This window comes from Klebsiella grimontii, from assembly GCF_900200035.1.
GTDB classification, from domain to species: domain Bacteria; phylum Pseudomonadota; class Gammaproteobacteria; order Enterobacterales; family Enterobacteriaceae; genus Klebsiella; species Klebsiella grimontii.
This window is the reverse complement of sequence record NZ_FZTC01000014.1, coordinates 131,028-153,053: the sequence shown is the minus strand read 5'-3', so window position 1 is coordinate 153,053 and position 22,026 is coordinate 131,028. Positions and strand designations below refer to the sequence as shown.

The 22,026-nt window shown below is 56.2% G+C and carries 21 protein-coding genes and 1 other annotated feature; of the genes, 6 read left to right on the top strand and 15 right to left on the bottom strand.

Annotated features, from left to right (window positions below):
• Nucleotides 1-2: 2 nt before the first annotated feature.
• From thrB to yjjY, 5 genes are all read right to left on the bottom strand, one after another.
• On the bottom strand, nt 3-932 hold the full coding sequence (thrB, locus tag KOSB73_RS06490; RefSeq protein WP_004132828.1) for a homoserine kinase: 930 nt from the start codon (nt 930-932) through the stop codon (nt 3-5).
• A 1-nt stretch (nt 933) separates the two neighbouring features.
• A complete protein-coding gene (gene thrA, locus KOSB73_RS06485) occupies nt 934-3,396 on the bottom strand; it encodes a bifunctional aspartate kinase/homoserine dehydrogenase I (RefSeq protein ID WP_004132830.1) in 2,463 nt (820 codons plus the stop codon).
• 25 nt (nt 3,397-3,421) lie between these two features.
• Nucleotides 3,422-3,539 (bottom strand) — a sequence feature (Thr leader region).
• On the bottom strand, nt 3,478-3,546 hold the full coding sequence (gene thrL / locus KOSB73_RS06480; RefSeq protein ID WP_004222578.1) for a thr operon leader peptide: 69 nt from the start codon (nt 3,544-3,546) through the stop codon (nt 3,478-3,480). It overlaps the preceding feature by 62 nt.
• A gap of 212 nt (nt 3,547-3,758) precedes the next feature.
• Complete coding sequence (locus KOSB73_RS06475; protein ID WP_049086823.1) at nt 3,759-4,445, bottom strand: tRNA/rRNA methyltransferase; 687 nt, start codon at nt 4,443-4,445, stop codon at nt 3,759-3,761.
• Nucleotides 4,446-4,843: 398 nt separating this feature from the next.
• The gene (gene yjjY, locus KOSB73_RS06470; protein WP_001541509.1) at nt 4,844-4,984 is read right to left on the bottom strand and encodes a YjjY family protein; all 141 of its coding nucleotides are present in this window, start codon (nt 4,982-4,984) and stop codon (nt 4,844-4,846) included.
• A 95-nt stretch (nt 4,985-5,079) separates the two neighbouring features.
• Between yjjY and arcA the strand changes: the two genes are divergently transcribed.
• Nucleotides 5,080-5,796, top strand: coding sequence for a two-component system response regulator ArcA (arcA, locus tag KOSB73_RS06465; protein WP_004132265.1), 717 nt, complete (start codon nt 5,080-5,082; stop codon nt 5,794-5,796).
• Nucleotides 5,797-5,849: 53 nt separating this feature from the next.
• On the opposite strand, the gene creD is transcribed toward arcA, so the two are convergent.
• The 4 genes from creD to creA are packed head-to-tail and all read right to left on the bottom strand — an operon-like array spanning nt 5,850 to nt 9,865.
• Nucleotides 5,850-7,208: a cell envelope integrity protein CreD gene (gene creD / locus KOSB73_RS06460; RefSeq protein WP_004132266.1), complete on the bottom strand. Its 1,359-nt coding sequence runs from the start codon at nt 7,206-7,208 to the stop codon at nt 5,850-5,852.
• Nucleotides 7,209-7,265: 57 nt separating this feature from the next.
• Nucleotides 7,266-8,690 (bottom strand): two-component system sensor histidine kinase CreC, encoded by a 1,425-nt coding sequence (creC, locus tag KOSB73_RS06455; protein WP_049086821.1) that lies wholly within the window; start codon nt 8,688-8,690, stop codon nt 7,266-7,268.
• A complete protein-coding gene (gene creB, locus KOSB73_RS06450; protein ID WP_004132269.1) occupies nt 8,690-9,379 on the bottom strand; it encodes a two-component system response regulator CreB in 690 nt (229 codons plus the stop codon). The genes creC and creB overlap by 1 nt, the downstream gene beginning before the upstream one ends.
• 12 nt (nt 9,380-9,391) lie before the next feature.
• Complete coding sequence (gene creA, locus KOSB73_RS06445; protein WP_024360392.1) at nt 9,392-9,865, bottom strand: protein CreA; 474 nt, start codon at nt 9,863-9,865, stop codon at nt 9,392-9,394.
• Between the two features lie 209 nt (nt 9,866-10,074).
• On the opposite strand from creA, the gene robA reads away from it, so the two are divergent.
• Entirely contained in the window at nt 10,075-10,944 is an 870-nt protein-coding gene (robA, locus tag KOSB73_RS06440; protein ID WP_004132273.1) for an MDR efflux pump AcrAB transcriptional activator RobA, read from the top strand.
• On the opposite strand, the gene gpmB is transcribed toward robA, so the two are convergent.
• The gene (gpmB, locus tag KOSB73_RS06435; RefSeq protein ID WP_004128725.1) at nt 10,941-11,588 is read right to left on the bottom strand and encodes a 2,3-diphosphoglycerate-dependent phosphoglycerate mutase GpmB; all 648 of its coding nucleotides are present in this window, start codon (nt 11,586-11,588) and stop codon (nt 10,941-10,943) included. The two genes, robA and gpmB, sit on opposite strands and share 4 nt — an antisense overlap.
• Nucleotides 11,589-11,702: 114 nt before the next feature.
• Between gpmB and yjjX the strand changes: the two genes are divergently transcribed.
• Nucleotides 11,703-12,224, top strand: coding sequence for an inosine/xanthosine triphosphatase (gene yjjX, locus KOSB73_RS06430; RefSeq protein ID WP_004132276.1), 522 nt, complete (start codon nt 11,703-11,705; stop codon nt 12,222-12,224).
• Here the strand turns inward: yjjX and trpR are convergent.
• Nucleotides 12,205-12,537 carry a trp operon repressor gene (gene trpR, locus KOSB73_RS06425; protein ID WP_004132278.1) on the bottom strand — a complete coding sequence of 111 codons (333 nt, stop codon included), beginning with the start codon at nt 12,535-12,537 and terminating at the stop codon, nt 12,205-12,207. The two genes, yjjX and trpR, sit on opposite strands and share 20 nt — an antisense overlap.
• A 117-nt stretch (nt 12,538-12,654) precedes the next feature.
• Nucleotides 12,655-14,592, bottom strand: a complete 1,938-nt coding sequence (gene sltY, locus KOSB73_RS06420) for a murein transglycosylase (RefSeq protein ID WP_049086192.1) — start codon at nt 14,590-14,592, stop codon at nt 12,655-12,657.
• A 273-nt stretch (nt 14,593-14,865) separates the two neighbouring features.
• Here sltY and ettA point away from each other — a divergent pair, with 273 nt between their 5' ends.
• Nucleotides 14,866-16,533 carry an energy-dependent translational throttle protein EttA gene (gene ettA / locus KOSB73_RS06415; RefSeq protein WP_014227837.1) on the top strand — a complete coding sequence of 556 codons (1,668 nt, stop codon included), beginning with the start codon at nt 14,866-14,868 and terminating at the stop codon, nt 16,531-16,533.
• A 98-nt stretch (nt 16,534-16,631) separates the two neighbouring features.
• Here ettA and nadR read toward each other — a convergent pair whose 3' ends face one another.
• From nadR to serB, 3 genes are read right to left on the bottom strand one after another with little or no spacing between them, the layout of a single operon-like run.
• Nucleotides 16,632-17,864, bottom strand: a complete 1,233-nt coding sequence (gene nadR / locus KOSB73_RS06410) for a multifunctional transcriptional regulator/nicotinamide-nucleotide adenylyltransferase/ribosylnicotinamide kinase NadR (RefSeq protein ID WP_004132285.1) — start codon at nt 17,862-17,864, stop codon at nt 16,632-16,634.
• A 21-nt stretch (nt 17,865-17,885) separates the two neighbouring features.
• On the bottom strand, nt 17,886-19,268 hold the full coding sequence (gene radA / locus KOSB73_RS06405) for a DNA repair protein RadA (protein ID WP_049086194.1): 1,383 nt from the start codon (nt 19,266-19,268) through the stop codon (nt 17,886-17,888).
• A gap of 9 nt (nt 19,269-19,277) precedes the next feature.
• Nucleotides 19,278-20,249: a phosphoserine phosphatase gene (serB, locus tag KOSB73_RS06400; RefSeq protein WP_049086195.1), complete on the bottom strand. Its 972-nt coding sequence runs from the start codon at nt 20,247-20,249 to the stop codon at nt 19,278-19,280.
• Nucleotides 20,250-20,353: 104 nt separating this feature from the next.
• Here serB and KOSB73_RS06395 point away from each other — a divergent pair, with 104 nt between their 5' ends.
• Both KOSB73_RS06395 and lplA read left to right on the top strand, forming a co-directional pair.
• Nucleotides 20,354-20,995, top strand: a complete 642-nt coding sequence (locus KOSB73_RS06395; RefSeq protein ID WP_004128710.1) for a YtjB family periplasmic protein — start codon at nt 20,354-20,356, stop codon at nt 20,993-20,995.
• 10 nt (nt 20,996-21,005) lie between these two features.
• Entirely contained in the window at nt 21,006-22,022 is a 1,017-nt protein-coding gene (gene lplA / locus KOSB73_RS06390; protein ID WP_004132289.1) for a lipoate--protein ligase, read from the top strand.
• Nucleotides 22,023-22,026: the final 4 nt, after the last annotated feature.

Genomic DNA, 22,026 nt, shown 5'->3' with positions numbered 1-22,026 from the left:
GGTTATCCCACTACTCGAGCGCCCGCCGTGTCCAGCCGGCAAATATGAACGAAGCCTTCCTGATTTTGCAGATAGTGCGTAGCCAGCCAGTCGGCGACGCGCTGCGCGGTTTCCGGTTTATCGCATAATGCGAACAAGGTTGGACCGGAACCGGAAATGCCGCACGCCTGCGCGCCAATTTCCATTGCTGCCTGACGCGCTTCGCTGAAGCCCGGCAGTAGTTTGGTACGATACGGTTCGGCAATCACGTCTTTCATCAATTTCGCCGCCAGCTGAGGCTGACGGGAATAGCAGGCGTGAATAAAGCCCGCCAGGTGACGACCGTGGGCAATACAGTCCTGACGGCGATACTGCGCCGGCAAAATTGCCCGCGCTTCCGCCGTTGAGACCTTAATCCCCGGATAGGCCAGCACCCACAGCCACTCGTCGAAGGACGGAATCTGCTGGCTGATGATGCCGTTTTCCTCAAGCATCAGCTGTATCCCGCCAAGATAGCACGGCGCGACGTTATCGTAATGGATACTGCCGGAAATCCGCCCTTCCATCTCGCCCATCAGCGCCAGCATTCGGCTCTCATTGAGCGGCTTGCCGCAGAACTCATTCATCGCCACCAGCGCGGCGACCACGGAACAAGCGCTGGAGCCCAGCCCGGAACCGATCGGCATGTTTTTTTCCAGCGTCATCGCCACCGGTACCTTCTTGCCAATCTCCTGGCAAAAGCGCTCCCAGCATTGATAGACGATGTTTTCCTGCGGCGCCGTCGGCAGCTTGCTGGCGAAGCGACCCACGTTTTGCAGGCTAAAGCTCGCCGCCGCCTCAACGGAGACGTTGTCCCCCAGCAGCGTGCCGTCAACCGGCGTCACCGCAGCGCCCAGCACGTCAAACCCGACGCTCATATTGGCACTGGAAGCCGGGGCATATACTTTGACCATCTTAAACTCCTAACTTCCATGACAGGGTACGCAGCAGGTCGGCGAAAACGCCAGCCGCCGTCACATCGTTCCCCGCGCCATAACCGCGCAGCACCAGCGGCAGCGGCTGGTAATAGTGGCTGTAAAACGCCAGCGCATTCTCGCCGTTTTTCACTTTGAACAGCGGATCGTTGCCGTCAACCGCGGCGATTTTGACGCGACAGGTGCCATCCTCTTCGATATTACCGACATAGCGCAAGACTTTACCTTCATCGCGCGCTTTGGCGACCCGCGAGGCAAACTCATCATCCAGAGAAGGCAACCGCGCCATAAAGCTGTCGACATCGCCGCTGGCATCAAACCCCGCCGGCAGCGCCGGTTCCACGATAATGTCAGACAGTTCGAGCTCACGTCCGGTTTCACGCGCGAGGATCAGCAGCTTACGCGCGACATCAACGCCAGAAAGATCGTCGCGCGGATCCGGTTCGGTATAGCCCATCTCACGCGCCAGCCTGGTCGCCTCAGAGAAGCTCACGCCCTCATCGAGCTTACCGAAGATAAACGACAGCGAGCCGGACAGAATACCGGAAAAGCGCAGCAGCTCATCGCCCGCGTTCAGCAGATTTTGCAGGTTTTCGATAACCGGCAGCCCCGCGCCGACGTTGGTGTCGTATAAAAACTTACGCCGTGAGCTGCTCGCGGCGTGGCGCAGCTGATGATAGTAATCCAGCGATGAGGTATTGGCCTTTTTGTTCGGCGTGACCACGTGGAACCCTTCGCGCAGGAAATCGGCGTACTGATCGGCCACGGCCTGGCTGGAGGTACAGTCGACAATCACCGGATTCAACAGATGGTACTCTTTCACCAGACGAATGAGTCGGCCCAGATTGAACGCCTCTTTGGCTTCCGCCAGCTCGTCGCGCCAGTGTTCAAGGTTCAGGCCGTGTACGTTAGTCAGTAAAGCGCGAGAGTTGGCCACGCCGCAAACGCGCAGATCGATATGCTTACTCTTCAGCCAGCTCTGCTGGCGTTTGATCTGTTCGATCAACGCGCCGCCGACGCCGCCGATACCAATGACAAACACTTCAATAACCTGATCGGTATTGAACAGCATCTGGTGGGTCACGCGCACGCCGGTGGTGGCGTCATCGTTGCTGACGACAACGGAGATAGAGCGCTCGGAAGAACCCTGGGCAATGGCGACAATGTTGATATTGGCGCGGGCCAGCGCAGCGAAGAACTTCGCAGAGATGCCGCGCAGCGTGCGCATACCGTCACCGACAACGGAAATAATCGCCAGACGCTCCATTATCGACAGCGGCTCAAGCAGCCCCTCTTTCAGCTCCAGATAAAATTCATCTTCCATCACCCGCTTCGCCCGGGCGCAGTCGCTCTGCGGTACGCAGAAACTGATGCTGTATTCGGAAGAGGACTGGGTGATAAGCACCACTGAAATTCCCGCGCGGGACATGGTGGCAAACACCCGCGCCGCCATGCCAACCATGCCCTTCATCCCCGGACCGGAGACGTTGAACATCGCCATGTTATTGAGGTTGGAGATCCCTTTCACCGGCAGGTCGTCTTCATCGCGGCTGGCGCCGATAAGCGTACCCGGAGCCTGCGGATTGCCGGTATTTTTGATTAAACAGGGGATCTGGAACTGGGCGATAGGGGCGATAGTACGCGGGTGCAAAACTTTAGCGCCGAAGTAGGACAGCTCCATCGCTTCCTGATAGGACATCGACTTCAGCAAACGCGCATCCGGGACCTGACGCGGGTCACAGGTATAAACGCCGTCAACGTCGGTCCAGATCTCGCAGCAGTCGGCGCGCAGGCAGGCGGCCAGCACCGCGGCGGAGTAATCAGAGCCATTACGGCCCAGCACCACCAGCTCACCTTTTTCGTTACCCGCGGTGAAGCCCGCCATCAGCACCATATGGTCCGCCGGGATCTGGCTGGCGGCAATGCGGCGAGTCGACTCAGCGATATCAACGGTGGATTCGAGGTAATGGCCAACGGCCAGCAGTTTTTCAACCGGGTTAATCACCGTGACGTTATGACCGCGCGCTTCCAGCAAGCCGGCCATAATGGCGATAGAGAGCTTTTCTCCCCGGCAAATAAGGGACGCGTTAACGCTATCCGGGCACTGCCCAAGCAGGCTAATGCCGTGCAGGACGTGTTTGATTTGTGCGAATTCCTGCTCAACAAAAGCTTTCAGCTGCGCGAGCGGAAAACCCGGTTGTGCATCGGCGAGACCTTGCAGAAGTTCGGCGAAAATGCGTTCGGCATCGGCGATATTGGTCAGCGCATCCTGCCCGCCAATGGTTTTTTCGATCATGGCAACCAGGTGATTAGTGATCTTCGCCGGGGCAGACAGTACGGTCGCTACCTGCCCCTGCCTGGCATTACTCTCCAGAATATCGGCAACGCGCAGAAAACGTTCTGCATTTGCCACTGATGTACCGCCGAACTTCAACACACGCATGGTTATGACCCCTTGATTTTTTATCGAAAAAAAAGCCCGCACTGTTCAGGTGCGGGCTTTTTTCTGTGTTTCCTGTACGCGTCAGCCCGCACCGTTACCTGTGGTAATAGTGGTGGTGATAATCGTGGTGATCATGCCGATGCGATTCATGGATGTTGTGTACTCTGTAATTTTTATCTGTCTGTGTCCTGTGCCTATATTGGTTAAAGTATCTGTCGACTTAAGTCAACGAATTTCTACTTTTGGCCCATTTTTTCACACCTGGCCAATACGCCATGGTCCCCTGATAATTCATCCGAATTTGCGCATCAGGAGGCCAATAATTAGCACATAAGGGCATATGAAAATAATATGACAGAACTTTAATCTGGAAGGTTTTTTTCAATATCGTGCAGTAAACGATGCAGCATGGCGGTGTCCCGCTGCTGCAAAAGACCCATTCGCTGCTGGAGCCAGTCGGTCAGTTTTATATCGTCCTCCACGCCGAGGCGCTCGAGCAGATCGCGAGTGCGAAGGCGTAGCGCCTGCAGCTGATTGTCATCCACGCTGGCGGATGTTGACGGGGTATTCTGCAGCAACGAAGTCAGCTGATAGCAATAGACCATCACCGACTGCCCCAGATTGAGCGAGGGATAGTCAGCCACCATCTGCACGCCGCTCAGCACATCGGCAAGGGCCAGCTCTTCATTGGTTAATCCGGAATCTTCCCGGCCAAACACCAGCGCGGCATGATGCATCCACTGCGCTTTTTCTTCCAGCAGCGGCAAGAGCTGTTGCGGCGTCGCGTAGTAGTGAAAACGCGCCCGGCTACGGGCGGTCGTAGCGACGGTAAAATCGACATCGTGCAGCGCCTGCTCTAACGTGGCATAAGTTTTAACATTATCGAGGATCTCGCCAGAACCGTGCGCGACCCAGCGCGCCGCAGGCTGCAAATGAGCATCGCTATCGACGATACGCATATCGCTAAACCCCATGGTTTTCATCGCTCTGGCTGCCGCGCCCACGTTTTCTGCCCGAGCCGGGGAGACTAATACAATTGATAAACGCATTTGGTTTCTCTTTTACTTTTTAGGCGGCGGGAATGACGATTTTTCCCTTCATATTACGCGCCGTGAATTTACAAATTTGCAACAAAAATCACTAAATTTGAGCTTTATCACCCATAAAAAAAACTAAACTATTCCCAAGGCACCATGTCACAGAGTATGTTAACAGAACGGCTTTATCCGTATGTTTGGCAATGAAATTTATGTCCGAATACGTTTTGAGGCTTTGGATTCATCACGTTTATTATTTTCTTAGCGCAACTAATTGTGCGGGATATGAATTGTGACGATGAATCCCGTTTAGATGCAATGATTTCACAAGACTGTTAACGTGCTACAATTGAACTTGATATATGTCAACGAAGCGTAGTTTTATTGGGTGTCATGCCTCACTTAGCCTGTTATGTTGCTGTTAAAATGGTTAGGATGACAGCCGTTTTTGACACCGTCGGGTCCAGAGGGAAAGTACCCACGACCAAGCTAATGATGTTGTTGACGTTGATGGAAAGTGCATCAAGAACGCAATTACGTACTTTAGTCATGTTACGCCGGGCATGTTAATTTGCGACATGCACCAGGCAGGTCAGGGACTTTGGTACTTCCTGTTTCGATTTAGTTGGCAATTTAGGTAGCAAACATGCAGACCCCGCACATTCTTATCGTTGAAGACGAGTTGGTAACACGCAACACGTTAAAAAGTATTTTCGAAGCAGAAGGTTATGATGTATTCGAAGCGACCGATGGCGCGGAAATGCATCAGATCCTGTCTGAAAATGATATCAACCTGGTGATCATGGATATCAACCTGCCAGGCAAAAATGGTCTCCTGTTAGCACGCGAGCTGCGTGAGCAGGCGGACGTCGCGCTGATGTTCCTTACCGGCCGCGATAACGAAGTGGATAAGATCCTCGGCCTCGAAATTGGCGCCGATGACTATATCACTAAACCGTTCAACCCACGTGAACTGACGATTCGCGCGCGCAACCTGCTCTCCCGTACCATGAATTTGGGTACCCCGAGTGAAGAACGCCGCAGCGTAGAAAGCTATAAGTTCAACGGCTGGGAGCTGGATATCAATAGCCGTTCGCTGGTTAGCCCTAATGGTGAGCAGTACAAGCTGCCGCGCAGTGAATTCCGCGCCATGCTGCACTTCTGCGAAAATCCGGGCAAAATCCAGTCGCGCGCGGAACTGCTGAAAAAAATGACCGGCCGTGAGCTGAAGCCGCACGACCGCACCGTGGACGTGACCATCCGTCGCATTCGTAAGCATTTTGAATCCACTCCGGACACCCCGGAAATTATCGCCACCATCCATGGCGAGGGGTACCGCTTCTGTGGAGATCTGCAGGAATAACATCATTTTTCTTGCTGTCATAACGTAAAAACGGCGCAATTCGCGCCGTTTTTTTATTTCCAGATCCTCAACTTATCGTCATCATCACCGCCCTCGGGCTGCCTCTCTTTTGGCTTCGGGAGAGATAGCGTGTACCAGTCAACGCGACGCGTCAGGAACATCAGCGCGCTGAGCGCCAGCAGTAGCACTCCCGTTCCCAATAGCAGCGCGCTATCTTCCGAACGCAATAGCATCCACATAACGCCATCCAGCAGCAGCAATGCGCAGACAAAAAGAAAGCTGTTAAGCCATCCCTTCAGCACCGCATTCAGATAAACCCCATTGATCAGCGCCCCTATCAGGCTGGCAACAATCCATGACGGCGTAAAGCCAATATGCTCGGACAGGGCCAGTAATATCAGATAGAACATCACTAGCGACAAACCAACCAGCAGATACTGCATCGGGTGTAAACGGCACTGAGTCAGGCTCTCGAAAACGAAAAACGCCATAAACGTAAGGGAGATTAATAGAATGGCATACTTTGTCGCCCTATCGGTCAGCTGGTACCGATCGGCCGGCGTCGTAACGTTAACGTTGAAAGCAGGCAGTTGACGCCACTCAATCTCGCGATCGTCCATAAAAAACCGGGCCATATTGTTCGCAAACCAGCTACTCTGCCAGCGGGCGCTATAACCTGATGGGGAAACCTCACGACTAACCGGGAGAAAATCGCCCAGGAAACCAGGATGCGCCCAGTTACTGGTCAGCTGTAATTGGCTATTGCGTCCGAGCGGCGCGACTGAGAAGCTTCCGGTTCCGTTCAGGTTGAGTGTGAATTCAACATCCAGCGTTTTTTGTTGAGGAGTTAACAGCGGCATTGGCATATGAATTCCCTCTCCGCTGCCGCTGATACCGATTCCGGGCTCCACCGGCAGTGCCTCTCCATTAATTTTCGGAGCAATAATGGTGCCAATCCCGCGTGCATCGCTAACGCCGACCACCATAACCGGTTTACCTAACGTAATATTATCTTTTCTGAGTTCAGCCAGACGGGAAACATCAAATTGCGCCTTAATCCCCAGATCGTTGTGCCAGATTTGGCCTTCATAAATCCCTATTTTTCTGGATTCAACGTTCTGTTTTCCGGCTATCGCCAGCGACTCAGGTAACCAGTAATGCAGCCAGTGACGTTGATATGTGACCTCTTTTTTATCCTCAATGCGGGTCAATACCTCGGTCACGGGAATGGCGATCAGCGGCCCGACCAGTTTCTGCGATCCGCTGGTACTGCTCTCCAGAGCTTCGATGACTTCGCTGCGATAATCCGCGCGTTCAACGATCAGCTGCCGGACGATCATCAGCGGGATCGATAACAGTAAAATACACCCCAGCAGGGTGCTCATTTTCCAGAATAGTGGTGATTTCAACATAGCCCTCTCCTTAGTAATGCGCTTACCTTAAAGGGGCTATGTGTGGAGAATTTGAAGCTATGTGAAGTGAGCGTGAAGTCTCAGCAAAGCGCACACGCCGCCTTCCGGGCGGTTAACCAGCTCGATATCGCCCTGATGCAGGCGCGCAACTTCACGAACAAACGCCAGCCCCAGGCCGCTGCTTTTTTGGCCATTGTCACGGGGAAGAGAATAGAAACGCTCAAAAATACGCCCTAGCGCGTAGTCGGGAATGCCGCTTCCCGTATCGCATACGGTTAATCGCACGCCGCCATCACCTTCTTCCGCGCCAAGAACAATCTCCCCTTCGGCAGGAGTGAAATCGATAGCATTATCAAGCAGATTACCCAATGCTTGCGCCAGGAGCTCACCATCGCCCTCTACCGTCAGAGACGTTTCCTGCCAACGCAGCGTGAGGTTTTTCGCTGCCAGCGCGATGTCGCGCTCCTCGGCCAGACGACGAAAAAGCGCAGCGACGGAGACGGGACGTTGGGCGATCTCCAGCCGATTCTCCAGCCGGGCCTGCTGAAGTAAATTTTCCACCAGCGCCTGCATGCGCGCATTCTGCGCCAGGATATTGCGAGTAAAACGCGCGGCGACCTCAGGCGGAGGCGCCTCCCGAAGAATTTCTGCCGCGCCGCGAATCGCCGCCAGCGGGCTCTTCAGTTCATGGGTCAGCGCATAAACGTAGTTTTCAATCGCGTTTTTACCTTCAAGCTTAAGACGCATACTTTCCAGCGCCTGCGCCAGCTTGCGCAGTTCGCTGCTGCCCGCGTCCGGCAACGGAAGCGGACGGTCGGCGGTCACGGAGTCGGCGTAGCGAACCAGCTTGCCGATGGAAAAGTTAATCCACCATACCATCGCAACGCCGATCAGTAGCGCGATCCCCAGCAGCGCCCCTCCGGCCCACAGAATACGCCGCTCGCTGCGTTTGATGACCGGCGCCATGGCCAGATTAGGTTTTCCGACGCTGAGCACGCCAATGATTCGACCGTTATCCGTCACCGGCGCGGCAATATACATCACCGAGCTATTATCATCGTTCGGATCGCTTCGCGTGCTGCGCGCCCCGTATTGCCCGCGTAAAGTGAGCCAGACATCGTTCCAGCGCGAATAGTCTTGCCCCTGCGCGTTGCCCGCGGAATCAAACACCACCTTGCCCTGCGCATCGGTCATATAGACGTGATATTCGTTGCGAACTTTCTTAATGCCGGCAATATTGGCGTTGATCGGCTGGCGATGCAGCGTTTGAAAAGCCTGGGCCAGGCGCCCGTGCTGGGGATCGGCGGAGAGTAAATCCTCACGGGCCAGCTCGGCAAGCAGGGTCGCCGTATCAATCAGCGTCCCTTCCGTTGCGCGCCGAACCCCGGGTTTAATCTCCTGAACGAAGATAGAAAGCACAAACCAGGCAGCGATCGCCACTATCAAAAAGTAGCCCATCAGCAGCCGCATACCGATGCGCATCAGAAGCCTCCAAGGCTGTATCCCATACCGCGGTGCGTGTTGATCGGGGAGAGATCGGGATTCACTTCTCGCAGCTTAGCGCGCAGCGTTTTGATATGGGTATCAACGGTACGATCGAAGCTCTCGTTCGCGTCGCCCCATACTTTCTCCAGCAGCAGCTGGCGGGAAAAAATGCGCCCAGGAGAATGAAGTAGCGTTTTTAATAATAAAAACTCATAGCGGGTCAGATTCAGACCCTGGCCGCACCACGTAACCTGAGCCGCGGCGTCATTCAATGTGAATTCCCCCACGCGCAAAAGCGGTGAAGGGGCGGCGAATTTCTGCAGCCGCCGCAGGACGGTGCGAACCCTGGCGCAAACTTCACGGGGGGAAAATGGCTTGGCGATATAATCATCAGCGCCGATTTCCAGACCGAGCAGCTTATCCACCTCTTCGCTGCGGGCCGTCAGGAACAGCACCGGCAGCGCCGGATAGCGGGCCAGCAGTCGCCGACATAGCTCAAACCCGCTGATATCAGGCAGGCCGACGTCCAGAATCGCGAGGTCGGGTTGGTGATGATGCGCCGCGTCCAGCGCAGGGAGCCCGCGCTCGAACGCCGTAACGATAAATCCTTCCTGTTGCAGCATGTAGACGAGCGTATCGGCGATACTCATCTCATCTTCCACCAACCAGATCCGCGGTTGTTGCATCGGCGTTCCCTGTTATTTATTCCATGGCATAATCGGCACGGCGCTAAGCGCATTTTTCGGCGAGCCATCGACGATTTTATCCGAATAGGTCAAATAGATCAGCGCATTGCGTTTGGCATCGTAAAAACGCACGACCTGCAGTTTTTTAAATACCAGCGAGGTCCGTTTCTGGAACACCACATCGCCCTGCGTTTTACCGTTTTTGATTTTATCCGCCAGCTCAATCGGCCCCACCTGCTGACAGGAAATAGCGGCATCAGAGGTGTCTTCCGCCAGCCCTAACCCGCCTTTAATTCCTCCGGTTTTCGCCCGGCTGATGTAGCAGGTGACGTTCTGAACGTCCGGGTCGTCAAAGGCCTCGACGACGATTTTATGATCCGGTCCAAGGAACTTAAATACGGTATCCACAGAGCCGATTTGTTCCGCCTGCGCCATCTGGCAGCCCGCCAGCAAAAGCATTCCCGCCACTAACTTCTTGTATTTCATATTGTTACCATTCTTAAAAATTTAGCTGAGTGATTATCACACATTAAGAAGAAAAGTTTTATAGATCACAGCTTTACAAAATTACCACCGAAACTTCTGGAAGAATCGCATTTAAAAGCAAAAAAAACACTGAATGCTAAAACATCAAAAAATGCTATTATCCGCTACCTTTAGTATCAGGCACCTGAGTTTAAGGATGGGGATATTTTATGGATCAAGCAGGGATTATTCGCGATCTCCTTAGCTGGCTGGAAGGTCACCTGGATCAGCCTCTCTCACTGGACAATGTGGCAGCGAAGGCGGGCTATTCCAAGTGGCATCTGCAAAGAATGTTCAAGGACGTGACCGGCCATGCTATCGGTGCCTATATTCGCGCCCGTCGCTTATCTAAGTCGGCGGTTGCCCTACGCCTGACCGCGCGTCCGATTCTTGATATTGCGCTGCAGTATCGCTTTGACTCGCAGCAGACTTTTACTCGCGCCTTTAAAAAGCAGTTTTCGTTGACGCCAGCCCTCTACCGACGCTCTCCCGACTGGAGTTCCTACGGTATGCGCCCTCCGCTGCGTCTGGGCGAGTTCACCATGCCGCACTATGAATTCGTCACGCTGAACACCACTCAGCTGGTCGGCGTCACCCAGAGCTATACCTGTAAGCTGGAGGAGATCTCCGATTTCCGTAATCAGATGCGCGTCCAGTTCTGGCGGGAATTCCTCGCCAATACGCCATCGATTCCTCCGACGCTGTACGGCCTGCATGAGCCGCGTCCTAGCCTCGATAAAGACGATGAGCAAGAGGTGTTTTATACCACCGCGCTGACGCCGGAGCTGGCAAACGGCCACCTGCATAACGCCCATCCGGTAACGCTGGAAGGCGGCGAATACGTGATGTTTACCTACGAAGGTTTGGGCACCGGGCTGCAGGAGTTTATTCTGACGGTTTACGGCACCTGCATGCCGATGCTTAACCTCACCCGTCGTAAGGGCCTGGATATTGAACGTTTCTTCCCGGAAGATGAAAGCCGGAATCAGGAACCGCCTATTCAGCTGCGCTGCGAATACCTGATCCCGATTCGTCGTTAACGCTGGAGCTCATCCATCGCGGGGGCATCAAGATGCGACACATCCCCCGCGGTTTCCACCACCCATCCCGACGCCAGCCAGGGGCTTTGCTGATAGTCAACGCGGGAAATAGAGCAGTTGCGTAGACGCAGGCGACGCTCCGCGTAAGCGGGCAGACCAAGAATCGTACTCACCAGACATCCCAGCGCCATCCCGTGGCTCACCAGCAGCGGTCGGCTACCCGCAGGCAGTTCCAGACAAGACGTCAGCGCCGCGTGCATACGCTCGCTCAGCTCCTGCATTGACTCCCCCTGCGGGATACGCCCGTCGGGCGTGCCGTTAACCAGCTGTCGACGCCAGCCCTCCTCTTCTTCGCTCAGCGAGTCGATATGGCGCTTTTCAAGCACGCCCATATCCAGCTCACGCAAGCGTGAATCGGTCACGACGCTGCATCCGCAGGCTTCAGCGATGATTTCTGCGGTACGGCGCGTGCGGCCTAAATCGCTGGCGATAATATGCGTAATTCCCAACGTTCTGGCGCGCTCGCCCACCTGCCAGGCCTGACGCTCACCGTGGGCGGTAAGCGGGCTGTCGGACTGGCCCTGAATACGTCGCTCGGCGTTCCACTGCGTTTCACCGTGGCGAACAAGGTATACCTGTAACATGCTTTATTATCCGTTCTGAGCTCTTAACCCTCGAGCTACAAGCATAGCCGCCTGCAGCAAGAATGATTTGGAGTATACTGCGATGATGTTTAGTAATTCTGAGTTGTTTTGATTATGCACCATGTTGTCTCAGCTACCACTAATCCCGCCAAAATTCAGGCAATTCTGCAGGCTTTTAACGAGATCTTCGGCGAAGGATCCTGCCACATTGAGTCCGTCTCCGTCGAGAGCGGCGTGCCGGAACAGCCTTTTGGCAGCGACGAAACGCGCGCTGGCGCACGAAATCGCGTGGCTAACGCGCGTCGTGCGCGGCCAAACGCGGACTTCTGGGTCGCCATTGAAGCCGGCATCGACGAAGGCAGCACCTTTAGCTGGGTGACGATCGACGACGGCAGCCTGCGCGGCGAAGCGCGCTCGGCGACCCTGCCGCTACCGCAGGTTATTCTTGAAAAAGTCCAGGCAGGAGAAGCCCTGGGGCCGGTGATGTCTCAGCATACCGGCATCGATGAAATTGGCCGCAAAGAGGGCGCTATCGGCGTATTCACGGCCGGCAAGCTCACCCGCAGTAGCGTTTATCATCAGGCCGTCGTGCTGGCGCTAAGCCCGTTCCATAACGCTATTTATCGTCAGCTTTAATCAACGCCTGCTCCAGCCACAGACGTAGCTCCGCCGGTGCCGATTTGAGGCTGTTCGAACCGCGGGTAATGGTGGCGATCCCGGCGCCGAGTTCGTTTTTCAGCTCGCGCTGGCTCATCTCGCCGCGCAGTAGTTCTTCAATGATGCGCACCCGCGTGCCGAGCGCCTCGCGCTCGTCGGGCGTCAGCATGAGCTGTAAAAGCGGCAGATGGAGATCGTCGGCGTACGCCTGCTGCAGGAGGGCGACAAAACGCAGCCACTCCTGATGACGCTGTTCGGCCACCGCCGCTGAATAGGGGGATTGTTGGGTCATGTTACGCCACCTGTCGAATGTACTCACTAACGAGTACAAAGCATAACATACTTCTGTCCGGACTCTACGGATTTCGGGCAACATCGCGAAATCCGATGTTGCCCGAAGGAGGCTGTATTAATAGCGCAGCTTCCACTCCGCATCGCTCAGCAGCGTGTCTTTCTGACCCATAAAATAGCGATAGTAGGCATCATAGGACAGAACGTTTTTCACATAGCCGCGCGTTTCAGAGAACGGAATGCTCTCGATGAACGCCACCGCATCAATGCGTCCGCCGCTGTTGCCCCGCCAGGTACGCACTCGCCCAGGACCGGCGTTATAGGCCGCAGAGGCGAAGATTCGGTTATTGCCAAACTGCTGGTAAACATATTGCAGATAGCTGGTACCAATGTTGATGTTCATTTCCGGATCCAGCAACTGCGACGGACCGCTATAGCCGGGAATACTGAACATGCTCACCGTATGCGTTGCCGTACCCGGCATAATCTGCATCAGACCGCGGGCGCCAACCGGTGAACCGGCTTTCGGGTTCCAGGCGCTCTCCTGGCGCGCGATGGCCATCGCGTAGCTTTGCGGAATATCTTTACCGCTGATGTAGCGGGTAAAGAGGTCGTTATAGGCCAGCGGGAAACGCTCTTCCAGCTGATCCCACAGTTTTCCGGCGATGGTGGCCTGGACGCTCAGATCCCACCAGTCCTGATTAAACGCGTAACGAGCCAGCTGCGCCTGCTGATCTTTGGTTTTGCTGGTCACCAGGTTTGCCCACTCGCTGCGGGCGGTATTATCCATATTCCAGTACATCAGCTCGCGGACCCGCGCCATTTCCGGCCCCGAGGTCAGCGTCGGGTCGAGATTCGCCGGCGCTTTGTCGACGCGGAAGGTGTACTCCTCGCCAAGGCGCTGGGCGGCGACCATGGGATAAAAGCCGCGCTGCTGCATCAGCGAGCGTAGAATATCTTTCGCTTCGTCATCACGTCCGCGTTCCAGCAGCAGATCGGCCTGCCAATAGCGCCATTCGTCCTTCTCTTTCGCCTCCATCGGTAAACGCGCCAGCCAGGTGTTCAGGCCACGGCGATCCCCAAGCCCCAGCGCCATACGTACCCGGCGCTCCACCAGCGAGGTGGATTGCGAACGCATAATGGCGTCGTCGCGCCAGATGGCCTGCTCTTCGGTCACATCGCTGCCCATCAGGCGCCAAGCGACGATATCCCGCAGCTCCTGAATCTGATCTTCATTGAGCTGCTGCGCCTGCGCTAGTGAGGGGATCATCAGGCGCGCGTTTTCCACATCCTGCCGGGCAACGCTGGCAAACGCGACCGCCGCCATCTGGCGGGTGAAATCCGTCGCGCCGGTTGTGCGGGCGAAGGTCATCACGCTATTGGGATCGTCAGCCAGCGCGATGACCGCCGTGGCAATGGTTTGATAGTCGGCCGGCATCTGCTGGGCCAGAACCCGTACCAGGCTGGTATTGCCTGCTTTCATCGCCAGGCGAATGCGTTCAAGGTAGGCCAGCGGATCCTGCTGACCAGAGGCGCGCCAGGCGCCAAACAGCTGGTCACAGGCGTTTGGCTGGCTTTTGCCGCTCAGCCACAGCGCTTTCGCCCCATCCCAGGCTTCCTGAGCCTGGCCGACGTTCCATTTCGCATAGTAGTAATTGCACTGCGCCTCGGTGCCGGTCGGCTTATCCGGGCTGAAGGCCAGCAGGCCGCGCCAGTCGCTGCGGCGCGCCAGTTCGTTGACGAACCGTGATTTCAGCGATCGTGCGGGAGGCAGCGTAGGATTAGCGGCAATAAAATTGGTCACCACCAGCGCCGGCTGGTTCATCAGATCGTCGGTAATCTGCCGGTACTGGAGATAAGGATAGAGCGGATAGGTCGTTAGCGTGGGCATCAGCTGATTAACGACATCCATCTGTCGACCGTCCCACGCCTGTTTAATTTGAGCATAGCGGCTGCGCTGTTCATCCAGTGAATCCGCATGCGCCAGTTGGCTTAACGTCAGCAGACTTACGCCGGCGGCCAGAAGACGCCACGTCACAGTTTTGGCTTTTTCCACAAGCTCTTCCTCTATTCAGGTACACCACAGCAGCATCATGCCGCGGGCAAAAATTTCAGGTATTACGTAGATATGCTAATCAGACAACGCGAATCGCGCCACGTCCCGGACATTTTTTTACTCTTTTGTGAATCCCATCGCCTCGCTGGGATTAAAGCGCGAAAAAGGCTACACTTCGCCTTTGAAAACTATTCACTACCCTACTCAATATCATTCTGGCTGCATCAAGCTAGCCTGAGGGATGAAGAGTATATAAAAGAGGCGAAGTCCAACGTGGCTCAATTCGTTTATACCATGCATCGTGTCGGCAAAGTGGTTCCGCCGAAACGTCATATTCTGAAAAATATCTCCCTGAGCTTTTTCCCTGGCGCAAAAATCGGCGTTCTCGGTCTGAACGGCGCCGGTAAGTCGACCCTGCTGCGTATTATGGCCGGCATCGATACCGATATCGAAGGCGAAGCGCGTCCGCAGCCGGGCCTGAAAATCGGCTATCTGCCGCAGGAGCCGCAGCTCAATCCGGAGCAGACCGTACGTGAGTCGGTTGAAGAAGCGGTGGCCGAAGTGGTCAATGCGCTGAAAGGCCTGGACGAGGTGTACGCCAAATACGCGGAGCCGGATGCCGACTTCGACAAGCTCGCCGCCCAGCAGGGCAAGTTCGAAGAAATTATCCAGGCGCACGACGGGCATAACCTGAACGTGCAGCTGGAACGCGCCGCCGATGCTCTGCGCCTGCCGGACTGGGATGCGAAAATCGCCAATCTCTCCGGTGGTGAACGCCGCCGCGTCGCACTGTGCCGCCTGCTGCTGGAAAAACCAGACATGCTGCTGCTCGACGAACCGACCAACCACCTGGATGCGGAATCCGTGGCCTGGCTGGAACGCTTCCTGCACGACTTCGAAGGCACCGTGGTGGCGATCACCCACGACCGTTACTTCCTCGATAACGTCGCCGGCTGGATCCTTGAGCTTGACCGCGGCGAAGGTATTCCGTGGGAAGGCAACTACTCCTCCTGGCTGGAGCAGAAAGATCAGCGTCTGGCGCAGGAAGCATCTCAGGAAGCGGCGCGTCGTAAGTCAATCGAGAAAGAGCTGGAGTGGGTCCGTCAGGGCGCGAAAGGCCGTCAGTCTAAGGGCAAAGCCCGTCTGGCGCGCTTTGAAGAGCTTAACAACGTTGAGTACCAGAAGCGTAACGAGACCAACGAACTGTTTATTCCGCCAGGCGCACGTCTGGGGGATAAAGTGGTGGAAGTCAGCAACCTGCGTAAATCCTACGGCGACCGTCTGCTGATTGACGATCTGAGCTTCTCGGTACCGAAAGGCGCTATCGTCGGCATCATCGGTCCTAACGGCGCGGGTAAATCGACGCTGTTCCGCATGATGTCCGGTCAGGAACAGCCTGACGCCGGTTCTATCACCCTCGGTGAAACCGTCAAGCTGGCTTCCGTCGATCAGTTCCGCGATGCCATGGACAACAGCAAAACCGTGTGGGAAGAAGTTTCCGGCGGGCTGGATATCATGAAGATCGGCAACACCGAGATGCCGAGCCGCGCCTACGTGGGCCGCTTTAACTTCAAAGGGGTTGACCAGGGCAAGCGCGTCGGCGAGCTGTCCGGCGGTGAACGCGGACGTCTGCATCTGGCGAAGCTGCTGCAGGTGGGCGGTAACGTCCTGCTGCTCGATGAACCAACCAACGACCTGGATATCGAAACCCTGCGCGCGCTGGAAAACGCCCTGCTGGAGTTCCCGGGCTGCGCGATGGTTATCTCGCACGACCGTTGGTTCCTCGACCGCATCGCGACCCATATTCTGGACTACCAGGATGAAGGTAAGGTGGAGTTCTTCGAAGGTAACTTTACCGAATACGAAGAGTACAAGAAACGCACCCTCGGCGCCGATGCGCTGGAGCCGAAGCGTATCAAGTACAAACGTATCGCGAAATAAAAGCAAAAGGGCAACGCAGGTTGCCCTTTTTGGTGTTTGCCCTCTCTCCCGCCGGGAGAGTGTTGTAGCCCGGCTCAGGCATTCAGGCCGCAGAAGGCCTATCCCTGCTCGCCCATCATCTCTTTTACCAGCTCAACGCAGCGCAGGAAGCGGGCATCGTAATCGGCCTCTTTCACATGCACAAAATCTATCTCGTTTTCTTTGAGCAACGACACCAGCATCGTCTGAAACTCCTTGCGGTCTACCGAGCTGCCAAGGCTACGTAAACCGTCGGCTACCCACGGCGTGTTGTTTTCCAGCAGGATGACCAGGTCAAAACGATACTCGTCGATCAGCGCTTGAACAAAGGGGTGTTCCCGCCCTTCGTACTTGAGACAGAACGCCTGGGTGCTGACAAAATCCGTGTCGATGAACGCCACCTTGTTGGCATACTTCACCGCGAAATCAATATATTGCGCGTGCCCAAGGGCAATCTTGTCATAGTCGGAGTATTGCAGCGCCATCTCATCGCCGCCGAGGTGCGAAAAGACATAGTCGCGGCCATATTCCCAGGCGCTGGTGGTATTAAAGATATTGGATAGCTTATTCACCAGCGTCGATTTACCGCTCGACTCACCGCCGAGGATCGCCACCGTGCGCACAAAAAACGGCTTCACTTCGGTAGGAATATATTCCCAGTAGCGGAACGGATTTTCACGGATCTGCCCGCCGCTGATGTTCATAAAGGTGCGTTTAGGATCGATGAGTACGGTTTCAATTCCCAGATGATCCAGATACTGCGGCGCGTCGCCCTCTTCCGAGGTGTAGATCCAGTTAGGTTCGATGCCCTTCTCGCTCATAAAGGCGCGGATCCCGCGGCTCCAGACGTCCCAGCCGTGCGGATAAGGCTCCATTCCCTCTTCATTGAAGGCGTGGATGCGGATATTCTTCTGATACTTAAAGGTTTGCAGCAGCCAGCGCAGGCGGTCAGGTACGGTCGGCTGCTGCGACATCGCGCTCTTTTCAAACAGCTCACGGTCACGGGGATCGTCGTAGCCCATAATGATGTGCAGCTCATCGACCTGGCTACAGGCGCGCTGAATCAAGTAGATATGGCCGGTATGCAGCGGGTAAAACTTACCAAATACCACGCCAACGCTTTTTTGCCGACGCGGAAACTCCAGCCCGAGAAACCGGTGCAGCGCTTCCAGCTTCTGCGCGCTGGGGCTTTTAATTTTCGCGTTCAGCAGCTGGCTCAGATAGCCTTTTGTCATCCCGCTGGCGTCCGCTACCTGCTGTAGCGTACAGCCCTTCTGCTTAATGGCGCTTTTTAAATAGTCAAATGACGACATAGCGAGTCTCCTTTTCACTTATTATAAGTCGTCAAAGACGCTTAGCGCGTCCGCAAGCTTTTTCACGCCAAAGATTTGCATCCCTTCCGGCGCTTTTTTCGGCACATTCGCTGCCGGAACAATCGCCCGACGAAAACCATGCTTAGCCGCTTCGGAGATACGCTCCTGCCCGCTCGGCACCGGGCGAATTTCGCCTGCCAGCCCCACTTCGCCGAAGACGACCAGATCCTGCGGCAGCGGACGGTCGCGCAGGCTGGATATCATCGCCAGCAGCAGCGCCAGGTCGGCGCTGGTTTCGGTGACCTTCACCCCGCCAACCACGTTGACGAAGACGTCCTGGTCGGCCATCTGCAGACCGCCGTGACGATGCAGGACCGCCAGCAGGATCGCCAGGCGGTTTTGCTCCAGCCCCACCGCCACGCGGCGCGGGTTGGACATCATCGAGTGATCGACCAGCGCCTGGATCTCCACCAGCAGCGGTCGCGTGCCTTCCCAGACCACCATCACCGAACTGCCGGAGGTCACTTCGTCCCCGCGGCTCAGAAAGATGGCCGATGGGTTGCTTATCTCACGCAGCCCCTGCTCGGTCATGGCGAATACGCCCAGTTCGTTGACCGCGCCGAAGCGGTTTTTATGGCTGCGCAGGGTGCGGAAACGAGAATCGGCGTCGCCGTCGAGCAGCACGGAGCAGTCGATACAGTGCTCAAGCACTTTCGGCCCGGCCAGCGAGCCGTCTTTGGTGACGTGACCGACCATGACGATAGCCACGCCGCGCGTCTTGGCAAAGCGCGTTAAATAGGCCGCCGTTTCGCGCACCTGGGCCACGCTGCCCGGCGACGACTGCACGTCGGCCATATGCATGACCTGGATGGAGTCGATAACCATCAGCTGCGGCTTTTCTTCGTCGGCTATCTGGCAAATCTGCTCAATGCTGGTTTCTGACAGCATATTGAGGTTGGCCGTCGGCAGGCCTAAACGGTGAGCGCGCATCGCCACCTGCTGAAGCGACTCTTCCCCGGTGACGTAGAGCGTTTTCATGCCTTCGGAGAGCTTACACAGGGTTTGCAGCAGCAGCGTCGACTTACCCGCGCCGGGGTTGCCGCCAATCAAAATCGCGCTTCCCGGCACCACGCCGCCGCCGAGCACGCGGTCAAACTCTTTAAATCCGGTCGAAAAACGCGGCAGCGCTTCGAGGCTGATATCGGAGAGCTTCTGCACTTTCGACACCCCGGCATTACCGGCATACCCTGACAGGCGTTCGTTTCTTGCCACCTGCGGCGAAGCGGCAATGCGCATCTCGGTTATGGTATTCCAGGCATGACAGGCGCTGCACTGCCCCTGCCAGCGCGGATAATCCGCACCGCATTCATTACAGACAAATGCGCGTTTTGGAGCTTTCGCCACGTTAACCTCTTACTTTTGATTCATGCTGCCGGAGAGAATACAGAATACCCCCATCAGGTCAGCGTGGCGGATTGTCACCTCCGCCAGTTCATTAACTTTTGGCTTTGCATGATAGGCAATGCCGAGCCCTGCCGCTTTAATCATCGGCAGATCGTTTGCGCCATCGCCAATGGCGACGGTTTGCGCCGGCGGGATCTCATACTTTTCCGCCAGTTTACGCAGCGTATTGGCTTTATATTTCGCATCGACGATATCGCCGATGACGTTGCCGGTCAGCTTACCGTCCCTGATCTCCAGTTCGTTGGCGAACACCGCGTCGAGATGCAGCTTGTCGCGCAGATACTCGGCAAAGAAGGTGAAGCCGCCGGAGGCGATCGCCACCTTCCAGCCAAGCGTCTCCAGCTTCAGCACCAACTGGGTCAGGCCCGGCATCAGCGGCAGCGATTCGCGCACCTGCAGCAGAATGCTGGCATCGGCATCTTTCAGGGTCGCCACGCGCTGGCGCAGGCTGGCGGTGAAATCAAGTTCGCCGCGCATCGCGCGCTCGGTCACTTCCGAGACCAGCTCGCCGGTCCCGGCCAGTTTGGCGATTTCATCGATGCACTCAATCTGAATCGCCGTCGAGTCCATATCCATGACCAGTAAGCCCGGCGTACGTAAATGCGGGATTTTACCCAGCGGCGCCACGTCAAACCCGGCCTCATGGGCCAGACGGGTGGCACGAAGCGTAAGGGAGCCCGCCAGCCGCATCACCTGATAGTCGTCAACCGCCCAGGAGGCGACGATAACCAGCGCCGCGCCCAGCTCGCGCTGCCACTCGGTCAGACGATGCTTGTTAAGACCGCGACCATACAGCAGCCAACCGCTGCGTCCGGCATGATAATCCAACGGCATGACCTCATCACCGCTCAGGGAAAGCGGCAATCCAGGCCACAGGGAAACATCTTCAGGCAGGTCGCACCAGGTCAAACTGTTTGGCATCACGGCTCCACATAACTTCATTCAGGCGAGGAAAATAACGCATGAGGCTACCTTGTAACCAGCGCTTCTGGCAACATTAAGCTGCAAATTTTCAAAGGTGGAATATGGTACGCGCAAAACTTAAATTCCGACTGCATCGCGCGGTAATTGTTCTGATCTGTCTCGCACTCCTTGTCGCCCTGATGCAGGGGGCCTCCTGGTTCAGCCAGAACAGTCAGAAGCAGCGCAATCCGCAGCTGGAAGAACTGGCACGCACGCTCGCCCAGCAGGTCACGCTAAACCTGGCGCCGCTGTTGCGTAGCGAAACGCCCGATGAAAAGCGGATTAGCCAGCTGCTGGAACAGCTTACCCACAAAAGTCGCATCCTCGACGCCGGCGTTTATGACGAGCAGGGCGACCTGGTGGCGCGTTCAGGCGAAAGCGTCGAGGTACGCGATCGGCTGGCGCTGGACGGTAAAAAAGCGGGCGGTTACTTCAACCAGCAAATTGTCGAGCCTATCCAGGGAAAAAACGGCCCGCTCGGCTACCTGCGCCTGACGCTGGATACCCATACCTTAGCCACCGAAGCGCAGCAGGTCGATAATACCACCAATATCCTGCGCCTGATGCTGCTGCTATCGTTGGCCATCGGCGTCGTCCTGACGCGCACCCTGCTGCAGGGGAAACGTACCCGCTGGCAGCAATCGCCTTTCCTGCTCACCGCCAATAAGCCGGTGCAGGATGAAGATAAAGATGAATCAGAATAAGGAAATCGCTATGTCCACGTTGCGCCTGCTGCTCTCCGACTCTTACGATCCCTGGTTCAACCTGGCGGTTGAGGAGTCTATTTTTCGCCAGATGCCCGCCACCCAGCGGGTACTGTTTCTGTGGCGCAATGCCGATACGGTGGTCATTGGCCGGGCGCAAAACCCGTGGAAAGAGTGTAATACCCGACGCATGGAAGAAGATAACGTGCGCCTGGCGCGTCGCAGCAGCGGCGGCGGCGCGGTATTCCACGATCTGGGCAATACCTGCTTTACCTTTATGGCCGGCAAACCGGAGTACGATAAAACCGTTTCCACGAATATCGTCCTGTCAGCGCTGAATGCGCTGGGCGTCGAGGCGGAAGCCTCGGGCCGCAACGATCTGGTGGTGAAAACCACTGAGGGCGACCGCAAGGTCTCCGGCTCCGCCTATCGCGAAACGATGGATCGCGGCTTTCATCACGGTACGCTGCTGCTGAACGCCGATTTAAGCCGTCTGGCCAACTACCTCAATCCTGATAAGAAGAAGCTGCAGGCCAAAGGCATTACCTCCGTACGCGGACGGGTAGCCAATCTGGTCGAGCTGCTGCCGGAGATTACCCATCAGCAGGTCTGCGAGGCGATTCAGGAGGCATTCTTCGCCCATTACGGCGAACGCGTCGCAGCTGAAGTGATCTCGCCGGAGAACATGCCGGACCTGCCGAATTTTGCCGCGACCTTTGCGCGCCAGAGCAGCTGGGAGTGGAACTTTGGCCAGGCGCCCGCCTTCAGCCATCTGCTGGATGAGCGTTTTACCTGGGGCGGCGTAGAGCTCCATTGCGACGTCGAGAAAGGCCATATCACGCGCACGCAGGTCTTTACCGACAGCCTTAACCCGGCGCCGCTGGAGGCGCTGGCCGCCAGATTGCAGGGTTGCCTGTACCGCGCGGATATGCTGCAGCAGGAGTGTGACGCGTTGATTGGGGATTTCCCGGAGCAGGAAAATGAGCTGCGGGAGTTGTCAGCGTGGATTGCACAGGCCGTACGCTAGCTAC